Below are 8,583 nucleotides of genomic sequence, written 5' to 3' on the forward strand. Positions count from 1 at the left end.
CATCGATAAGAGCGAAGGCAAAGGCTGTAGCCAAATAAAAACGCCGCCCAGCGGAAACCTTTAGCAGTTTCCGTGGGCGGCGTCGCTGTGTTCGTCGTAAAGCAAGTGTGGCGTTAAGCCGTGATTAGCTCTACTCGTAGGTGCCTCGGAGGTCCTTGTAGTCCTCATCGTGCCAATCCACGTTGGCCTGGTCCTTGGTGGTGACACCGACGTCAGGCTGATGCGGGACCTTCGCAATGATGTTGCGGCGGGCGCGGCCGGCGCGGAGCTGGCTTTCGATACGCTCGGCAAGGTTGGCCAGGCCGAAGTTGATGGCAATGAGAATGATCGCCACGACGACCAGCGATGGAATCATGGCGCCGTAGTACTCGCCAAGCTGGCGGCCAGAGCGGACAACCTCGACGTAGCCAATCATGTAACCCAGCGCGGAGTCCTTCAGCGCAATGACCATCTGCGAGATAATCGCCGGCAGCATGGCGGCGACTGCCTGCGGCAGCAAAATAGTGACCATCGTCTGGCGGTGGGAGAGACCCAGCGCAATCGCGGCCTCACGCTGGCCCTTCGGCAGCGACTCGATGCCGGAGCGCAGTGTCTCGCCAATGACGGAGCCGTTGTACATGGTCAGGCCAAACACAACGGCGGCAAAGCCGAGGTAGTTCGACGGAAACAGCTGCCAAAGCGCGAACACCGAGTAGGCAAACAGCATGAGCACCAGCACCGGAATGGCGCGGAAGAACTCGACAATCACCGAGCACAGCCAGCGCACCGGTGCGACCGGGCTCAGCCTGCCGACGCCCAGGAGAGCGCCAATAACCAGTGCCAACACAATAGAGACGACAGCCGCGACAATGGTGCTGACCAGACCGGGCAGAATGTATGTGGTCCAGGTTGTGGATTCGAGGAAGAACGACCATTTATTGGCCTCGAACTGGCCCTTGTCGGCCAGCTTCATTCCCACCCAGGCGAGAATCGCAACGGTGATTGCGGCCACGATCCAGGTGAGGGTTCGGTTGAAGCGCTGAGCCTTGGGGCCCGGCGCGTCGTAAAGAACTGTTGCGCGAGTAGCCATTAGCGCTTCACCGCCCATCGCTTGCCAGCCCAGCCGAAGAACAGGCCGGTCGGCAGAGTCAGAATAATAAAGCCGACAGCGATGATGCCGAAGATAATCAGGATATCGCTGGCGTAGTTTTCGGTCATGGTCTTCATCAGCAGCGACGCTTCAGCCACACCGATTACCGAGGCAATCGTGGTGTTCTTGGTCAGCGCGATCAGGGTGTTGCCGAGCGGCACGATAGCGCCACGGAACGCCTGCGGGAAGATGATGTAGCGGAAGCTCTGGCCGAAGCTAAGCCCCAGGGAGCGGGCGGCTTCGGCCTGACCGAACGGCACAGTATTAATACCGGCGCGCAGGGACTCCGCAACGAAGCACGAGGTGTAGGCAACAAACGCCAACACCGCGAGACGGAAGTTCTGCTTGACAATGAAGGAGTCATTCTCCGCAGCCAGCAGCAGCCCCAAGTTGTAGTAGAGACCCATCGAGGCCAGCAGCACAATCAACGTCAGCGGGGTATTGCGGACAATGCTGATGTACCAGGTCGACAGGGTACGTAGGATTCCCACGGGGCTCACACGCATAGCGGTGAGAAGCGTGCCAAAAATCAGGGAACCAATTGCCGAGGCAACCGTCAGCTTGATGGTCACCCAGAAAGCCGGAAGCAGTTCCGGTCCCATTTCACTCCATAGTTCTGGATTCATTGTTTGCTCGCACCCCTTCCTACTTCTTCTCTACGAACGACAGATCGCCGATTGCCGGCTTGTCGTCGAGCTCGAACTTGTCGCCCAAATGCTTCTTCAGGATCTTCTGAAGCTCACCGGTGTCGTACAGCGACTCCAGCGCCTCATTGATGGCCTCACGGCTGGCATCATCACCCTTGGGCAGGCCGATGCCGTAGTACTCATTGGTCCAGTAGGAACCATCGGGGTTGCGCAGCTCGACCACGCGGAAGTCGTCGCCGAAGCGCTCCTTGTAGCGCTGGGCGAAGCCCGCGAGAATAGTCGCATCGGTGGTCAGAGCATCGACGACACCCTGCTTCACACCTTCCGCGCACGCGGCGTAGGTATCGAACTCCTGCAGCTGCACCTCCGGTAGAGCGTCCTTGACTTTCTGCGCTGGGGTGGAGCCGGATACAGAACACAGGCGAGTGCCCGGGGCGACGTCGTCAAGCCCCTGGATGCCCTCGGAACCGCGCACCAACAGTGCCTGGTGCGTGACCAGGTACGGGCCGGCGAAGTCGACGGCAGCCAGGCGGCCAGCGTTGATGGAGTAGGTGGCGGCGATCATGTTGACCTCGCCGTTGTTAATCAGCGTCTCGCGCTGAGCGGACGGGGTCTCGCGCCACTCCATCTCGGGCACATCCCAACCGTTCTTGTTGGCGATGTACTCAATGACGTAGCGGGAAACATCGTTGTCGACGCCCGCGAACTCACGGTCCGGAGTGCGCTCACCGAGACCCGGCTGGTCAAACTTCGTACCCAGCGTCACGTGCCCGGCTTCGATATCGGCCAGCAGGTTTCGGGGTCCGCCGCTACCGCAGGCCGCGAGGCTCATTGTCGTGGCAACAGCTACGACAGCCGCCGCAACTCGCTTGCCGACGACACCTCGGCGGCCCTGGTTGCGACTGCGTCCCCGGCCTCCTCGTAATAGTGAAAGCTTCATGGTGACCAGCCCCGCCTAGTGTCCGACGATCTTGGCCAAGAAGTCCTTGGCACGATCGCTCTGCGGGTTGGTGAAGAAGGTCTCCGGGTCGGTGTCTTCGACAATCGCACCGTCGGCCATGAACAGGATGCGGTCGGCCACGCGGCGGGCGAAGCTCATCTCGTGGGTGACACAGACCATGGTCATGCCGCCCTTGGCCAGGTCGGTCATGACATCGAGGACCTCGTTAATCATTTCCGGGTCGAGCGCGGAGGTGGGCTCGTCGAAAAGCATGACCTTCGGGTCCATGGCCAGGGCGCGTGCGATGGCGACGCGCTGCTGCTGACCGCCGGAGAGCTGTGCCGGGTACTTGTCAGCCTGTTCCGCAATGCCGACACGGGCGAGTAGCCTGTCCGCACGCTCGCGGGCCTCGGCTTTGGAGATTTTGCGGACCTTCAGTGGGGCCAACGTGACATTGTCGCGAATGGTCATGTGGCTGAAGAGGTTGAACTGCTGGAAGACCATGCCGACCTCAGCACGCAGACGGGTGAGTTCCTTACCCTCTTCTGGGAGAAGTTTGCCGTTGATGCGGATCTCGCCGCTGTCGATGGTCTCGAGGCGGTTGATGGTTCGGCACAGTGTGGACTTACCAGAGCCGGAGGGGCCGAGGACAACTACGACCTGACCAGCTGGGATTTCCAGATTGATGTCGCGCAAAGCGTGGTAATCGCCGTAGTGCTTATTCACCCCGGCAATCGAAATCATGCTCTGTGGTGTGGATGATTCAGTCATGTGAAAAAGTATAGGTGACTCACGACACATCACTGCTATCGGTGTTCCTTGTCCGATATTCACCTGTAAAAAGTGACTGCACACCAATTAGTTCTAAAGATCCACGCGATGGCGCCTCGCAACAGGCTTGCGGCCATGCACGAACCAGTAGAAGACGGCCGCGAGAACCACCACGACCGCCAGGCCTGCGTACATCTTGTCGAAGCCCATAGTGGCGGCTACCGAACCAAGCACGATTGGGCCGAGGCCGATGCCCGCGTCGACAAGCAAGAGCAGCGTCGAGATGCCCGTGCCCAACTTGTGCGCCGGCGCCAGGTGCACAGAGATGGTCTGGCAGGCCGGCATCAGCGTGCCGTAGCCCAGGCCGCAGAGCGCACCGGCGGCGATAACGTGCCAGTCAGCGGTTGCGAAAGCCAGAACAAGCAGTGAGATGGTGAAGCACACCAGGCCGATGGCGATAACGGGGTTGTCGCCGCGGCGATCTTGTAGGCGTCCCAGTGAGAAACGTGCCACCATCATCGCCACCGCATAGGCGATGAAGAAGAAGCTGGCGCCTCTAGCCAGGCCGCTCAGCTGCGAGTATCGGTTCAGGAATGTAATCACGCCCGCATACGCCAGGCCGATGAGCAGCATGAACAGGCCAATCGGCACCACTCTCGGCGTCATGATGTCATCGAAGGAAAATGTGCGCTTCGTCTCGCTTGCCGACGAGTCTTCGGTGGCCTCGTCCTTGGTTGCCGCAGTGGTGGGCTCGTTGTGTTGTGGCAGAAAGAGTGCCAGCACCAGTCCGACAATGGACAGGCCGAGGGCTGTGGCAAAGAGGACGCCGTAGCCGACCGAACCAATAAGGGCAAGGCCGAGAGCTGGGCCAATCGCTGTGGCCAGGGTGGTGCCGAGCGAAATGTAGCCAGTTCCCTCTGCGCGCCGCGAAGCCGGAATAGCGGTTTGGGCGGCGGCCATCACGGCGGTGGAAGCGAATGCGTAGGTCAGGCCGTGGATGATGCGGATTGCAATCAGGATCGGCAGGGATGCGGCCCACAGGTAGGCGGCACAGGCTGCCACGATGACAGCGAGCGAGCCAAGCATGATTCTGCGACCACCGAAGGTGTCCACCAAGTAGCCGGAAAAGAGACGAGCGATGGTGGCGCCGACCACGAAAGAACTGGCGGCGAAGCCACCGGCGGCATCGGAGGCGGAGAAGCGCTGGACGGCGTAGAGCGCCATGACCGTGATTGAAAGGTAGAACACCAGGTACATGCTGAAGTTAATCAGCCAGCTGATGATGAACGCGGGGGAGAAGAGCTTGTCCTGCCCGTGCTGCTCGTCCTGCTCGTTCTGTTTGTGCCTGTTCTGTGTGGTCGTATGCGTTGTCATGCTGAAGATACGGTCTCTTTTCTCGTTTGAAAACGATCGTGGAATTAGTGCTTTGGCGAAACTGCTTTCCGGCATTTGTATCATGCAAAAATGCAGTTAGGGCTCGAATTATAACAATTGGTTTGTATGATGCAAATGTGCTTTTTCGGCCTTAACCGCATCCGTGGCGCGCTAGAATAGGGGCTGTTCAGCAAACAGATACATCCCGCAGGCCCATTAAAGGGCCGACATAAAGGCGACAAGAGGATTGACTGCCACCGTGCGAAACGACGACCTGGCCGCGCTCGTTTACGAGAACATGCTGCTATCCCGGGTGAGCTCCAGCGGCTACCGACCACATCGTAAGGACATCCTGTTGGATCGCTCCGCCGCAGCACTGCTGGCTAGGCTGGAAGCACAGCCGGATATGACGGTCGCCGAGCTCTCCGATGCACTAGGGCTGGACATTTCTACAGTGCATCGCCAGCTGGCCGCCGCCATGCGGCAGGGGTATATCGCGAAGAGGTCCGCGCCGTCGTCAAGCGCGAAGGTGCATAGCGCGACCGACAAGGGGCTAGAGCTGCTGCACCGGGAGATTGAGGCGCGTAAGAATACCGTCGATGACATTACGCATGGCTGGGAAGACTCGGAGCTCGCGGAGTTCGTGCGATTGATGCGCAAATTCAACGAGGGCGTGGAAGAAATGCGTGGTCATCCATGGCCTAGATAACCGCGGATGCAGTGGTCATGGAATACTTGAGGGCGTGGCTGAGAAAAAGAAGATCGCAAACGTCCTTGCTAACCGATACGCCTCTGCGACTCTGGCTGAGTTGTGGAGCCCTGAGTACAAGATCATCCTCGAGCGCAAGCTCTGGATTGCCGTTCTGAAGGCTCAGGTCGCTCGCGGAATTGAGGTTCCGGAGGGCACTATCGAGGCGTATGAAAAGGTCATCGACCAAGTTGACCTCGACTCCATTGCCGCCCGTGAGCGTATTACTCGCCACGATGTGAAGGCCCGCATTGAAGAGTTCTGTGAACTGGCTGGCACCGAGCACATTCACAAGGGAATGACCTCACGAGACCTGACTGAAAACGTCGAGCAGCTGCAGGTTCTGCAGTCGCTGAAGGTCGTGCGTGACAAGGCCGTTGCCGTTGCCGCCCGCACTGCCGAGAAGGCCTCCGAGTACCAGTCGCTGGTCATGGCGGGTCGTTCCCACAACGTCGCCGCGCAGGCAACGACTCTGGGCAAGCGCTTCGCCTCCGCTGCGGACGAGATGCTGCTGGGTATCGAGCGCGTAGAAGACCTGATCTCCCGCTACCCGCTGCGCGGCATCAAGGGCCCGATGGGCACCGCCCAGGACATGCTGGATCTGCTTGACGGTGACGAGTCCGCGCTGGCCTCCCTGGAAAACGAAATCGCTGAAGGCCTCGGCTTCGACCGCGTCTTTGACTCCGTCGGTCAGGTTTACCCGCGCACCCTCGACTTCGACGCTCTGTCCGCGCTGGTCGAGCTCGGTGCAGGGCCGGCATCGCTGGCCACCACCATCCGCCTGATGGCCGGTAATGAGACCGTCACCGAGGGCTTCAAGGAAGGCCAAGTTGGCTCTTCCGCCATGCCGCACAAGATGAACGCCCGCTCCTGTGAGCGCGTCCACGGTTTCCAGGTCATCCTGCGCGGCTACATGACCATGCTCTCCGAATACGCCGGTACTCAGTGGAACGAAGGCGACGTTTCCTGCTCCGTGGTCCGCCGCGTTGCACTGCCGGATGCATTCTTCGCCATGGACGGCATGTTCGAAACCTTCCTCACCGTCCTGTCCGAGTTCGGTGCATTCCCGGCCATGATTGACCGTGAGCTGGAGCGCTACCTGCCGTTCCTCGCCTCCACCAAGATCCTCATGGCAGCCGTCCGCGCTGGTATGGGCCGCGAGGAAGCCCACGAGATCATCAAGGAGCACGCCGTCGCCACCGCACTGGATATGCGCGAAAAGGGCGCCGAGCAGAATCTCACTGAACGTCTCGCTACAGATGAGCGTTTCCCGCTGGATGCCGCAGGGCTTGCCGACGCTCTGGCAGACCGCCACGCTTTCATCGGTGCCGCAGAATCTCAGGTTGACCGCGTAGTTGCGCGTGTGCAGACCGTCGTGGACAAGTACCCAGAGGCCGCGGCCTACAAGCCGGGCGAGATTCTGTAGCTTCACGTGCGTCACGCGCGAAACGCGTAAACGCAAAAACGTAAAGACGCAAGGTCCCTTGAAAAACTCTGTCACTTTGGGGGCAGAGTTTTTCTTTGTTTGTTGGCGAAAGCGCCAGTGAGCAGCCAACTTCCTCGGTACGATGAGCGGTAAGTATCGAAACCTCTACGCGAAAGGTGCCCGACGTGACATCGGCTGTTAGGACTTCGCTTTCTCGCCCAGGTGCCACATTGAATGTGTTGCGCTGGGTTCCAGAAAATGACAAGGGCGCGCCCATTACTCCTAAGGGAGTGGTGCAGATTGTCCACGGCATGGTCGAGTACGCCAACCGCTACGCCAAGTTCGCCGAGTACCTCGTATCCCAGGGCTATGCCGTCGTCGCGCACGACCATCGCGGCCACGGTATGACCAAGACGGATGCTGGCATCCCGGGCTACTTCGCTGACTACGGTGGCTGGAACTTGATTCTCGAAGACCTCCACGCGGTGCGCCAGTACGTTGATGCTGAATTCCCAGGCAGCAAGCACTATATTCTCGGCCACTCCATGGGGTCGCTTCTGACTCGTAACTACATCGCCAAGTACGGCGAGGGGCTCACCGGCGTCATTATCATGGGCACCGTGTCGTGGCCAGGGGCTAAGGGCGACGCGGGAATGAAGGTGGCAAACCTGCTGGCTAAGATTCGTCCTACCGCGCCGGGCAAGCTGCTCAACACTCTCACCTTTGCTGATTACAACAAGGACTTTGAGCGCCGCACTAAGTTTGATTGGCTCACCCGCGACCACAAGATTGTCGATGCTTATATTGCGGACGACAAGTGTGGTTTCGTTCCCACCAATGCCTTTTTCCGCGACCTTCTCGTCGGCACGCACTACGCGAACTCGCCTGAAGCCTATGAGAAAGCGCCTGATGAGCTGCCGCTTTTCGTGGTTTCCGGTGCCGTTGATCCGGCGGGTGGCGCTGCCTGTGTGACTGAGGTCGTGGGCAAATACCTGAACGCGGGCAAGAAGGACGTGCGCTTTAAGGTCTATCCGGATGGTCGCCATGAGATTCTCAACGAGTTGAATAAGGAAGAGGTCTACTCCGACATTGTGGCGTGGTTGGAGTCCCGCTAGGGGGAGCTGGTTAATAGACAAAAAGTATGCCCGTTCGGCGGGTCGACCGGTGGGCATCTTTTGCTACTTATCCCAATGCGAGTTACTGACTGCGTTTATGTCAGCGGCGGCAGGGCGATGCAAGTTACTGACTGCGTTTATGACAAAAATGGCCTGGTAGGTTCAGGCGGTGAATGCATCACCACTTTCGACCAGGAGAAGTAGTGAAGCAAACCCGCCGAACGAAATACAGTGCCATCAAACCGATTGCGCTTCAACACATTGCCAACGGGGCATCAGCAAGCGCGGTTGGGCGCGATTTAGCGATTCCCTCACCAACTGTCAGGCGGTGGGCGCGACAAGCCGGAATTGAGATCCAGCACCAATCGCACTACCCGAAGTTATCGATGATGGATAAGCATCGCGTGATCTACGAGATGCTTATGGCCGGCTC

At 59.3% G+C, this 8,583-nt stretch carries 8 protein-coding genes and 1 pseudogene; 4 read left to right on the forward strand and 5 right to left on the reverse strand.

The window, feature by feature from the left end; translation table 11 throughout:
- Nucleotides 1-130 precede the first annotated feature (130 nt).
- From ADB08_RS07465 to ADB08_RS07485, 5 genes are all read right to left on the reverse strand, one after another.
- Nucleotides 131-1,069 (reverse strand): amino acid ABC transporter permease, encoded by a 939-nt coding sequence (locus ADB08_RS07465; protein WP_016421416.1) that lies wholly within the window; start codon nt 1,067-1,069, stop codon nt 131-133.
- On the reverse strand, nt 1,069-1,755 hold the full coding sequence (locus tag ADB08_RS07470; protein ID WP_049172161.1) for an amino acid ABC transporter permease: 687 nt from the start codon (nt 1,753-1,755) through the stop codon (nt 1,069-1,071). The genes ADB08_RS07465 and ADB08_RS07470 overlap by 1 nt, the downstream gene beginning before the upstream one ends.
- A 19-nt stretch (nt 1,756-1,774) precedes the next feature.
- Nucleotides 1,775-2,716, reverse strand: a complete 942-nt coding sequence (locus ADB08_RS07475; RefSeq protein ID WP_016421414.1) for a glutamate ABC transporter substrate-binding protein — start codon at nt 2,714-2,716, stop codon at nt 1,775-1,777.
- Nucleotides 2,717-2,731: 15 nt separating this feature from the next.
- The gene (locus tag ADB08_RS07480) at nt 2,732-3,460 is read right to left on the reverse strand and encodes an amino acid ABC transporter ATP-binding protein (RefSeq protein WP_049172162.1); all 729 of its coding nucleotides are present in this window, start codon (nt 3,458-3,460) and stop codon (nt 2,732-2,734) included.
- Between the two features lie 120 nt (nt 3,461-3,580).
- On the reverse strand, nt 3,581-4,861 hold the full coding sequence (locus ADB08_RS07485; RefSeq protein ID WP_049172163.1) for an MFS transporter: 1,281 nt from the start codon (nt 4,859-4,861) through the stop codon (nt 3,581-3,583).
- Between the two features lie 259 nt (nt 4,862-5,120).
- On the opposite strand from ADB08_RS07485, the gene ADB08_RS07490 reads away from it, so the two are divergent.
- From ADB08_RS07490 to ADB08_RS11700, 4 genes and pseudogenes are all read left to right on the forward strand, one after another.
- Entirely contained in the window at nt 5,121-5,570 is a 450-nt protein-coding gene (locus ADB08_RS07490) for a MarR family winged helix-turn-helix transcriptional regulator (RefSeq protein WP_049172172.1), read from the forward strand.
- Nucleotides 5,571-5,604: 34 nt separating this feature from the next.
- Nucleotides 5,605-7,035 carry an adenylosuccinate lyase gene (gene purB / locus ADB08_RS07495; RefSeq protein WP_042388205.1) on the forward strand — a complete coding sequence of 477 codons (1,431 nt, stop codon included), beginning with the start codon at nt 5,605-5,607 and terminating at the stop codon, nt 7,033-7,035.
- Nucleotides 7,036-7,220: 185 nt separating this feature from the next.
- Entirely contained in the window at nt 7,221-8,150 is a 930-nt protein-coding gene (locus tag ADB08_RS07500; RefSeq protein ID WP_049172165.1) for an alpha/beta fold hydrolase, read from the forward strand.
- Nucleotides 8,151-8,353: 203 nt separating this feature from the next.
- A pseudogene (locus ADB08_RS11700) lies at nt 8,354-8,583 on the forward strand (IS30 family transposase); the annotation flags it as partial.

Source organism: Corynebacterium sp. 239_CJEI (assembly GCF_001055995.1).
GTDB classification, from domain to species: domain Bacteria; phylum Actinomycetota; class Actinomycetes; order Mycobacteriales; family Mycobacteriaceae; genus Corynebacterium; species Corynebacterium jeikeium_D.

What these genes read in the sequence shown, in the direction of transcription:
- ADB08_RS07480 (WP_049172162.1), bottom strand. Translation starts at nt 3,460, where the DNA reads ATGATTTCGATTGCCGGGGTGAATAAGCACTACGGCGATTACCACGCT.
- ADB08_RS07485 (WP_049172163.1), bottom strand. Translation starts at nt 4,861, where the DNA reads ATGACAACGCATACGACCACACAGAACAGGCACAAACAGAACGAGCAG.
- ADB08_RS07470 (WP_049172161.1), bottom strand. Translation starts at nt 1,755, where the DNA reads ATGAATCCAGAACTATGGAGTGAAATGGGACCGGAACTGCTTCCGGCT.
- ADB08_RS07465 (WP_016421416.1), bottom strand. Translation starts at nt 1,069, where the DNA reads ATGGCTACTCGCGCAACAGTTCTTTACGACGCGCCGGGCCCCAAGGCT.
- ADB08_RS07475 (WP_016421414.1), bottom strand. Translation starts at nt 2,716, where the DNA reads ATGAAGCTTTCACTATTACGAGGAGGCCGGGGACGCAGTCGCAACCAG.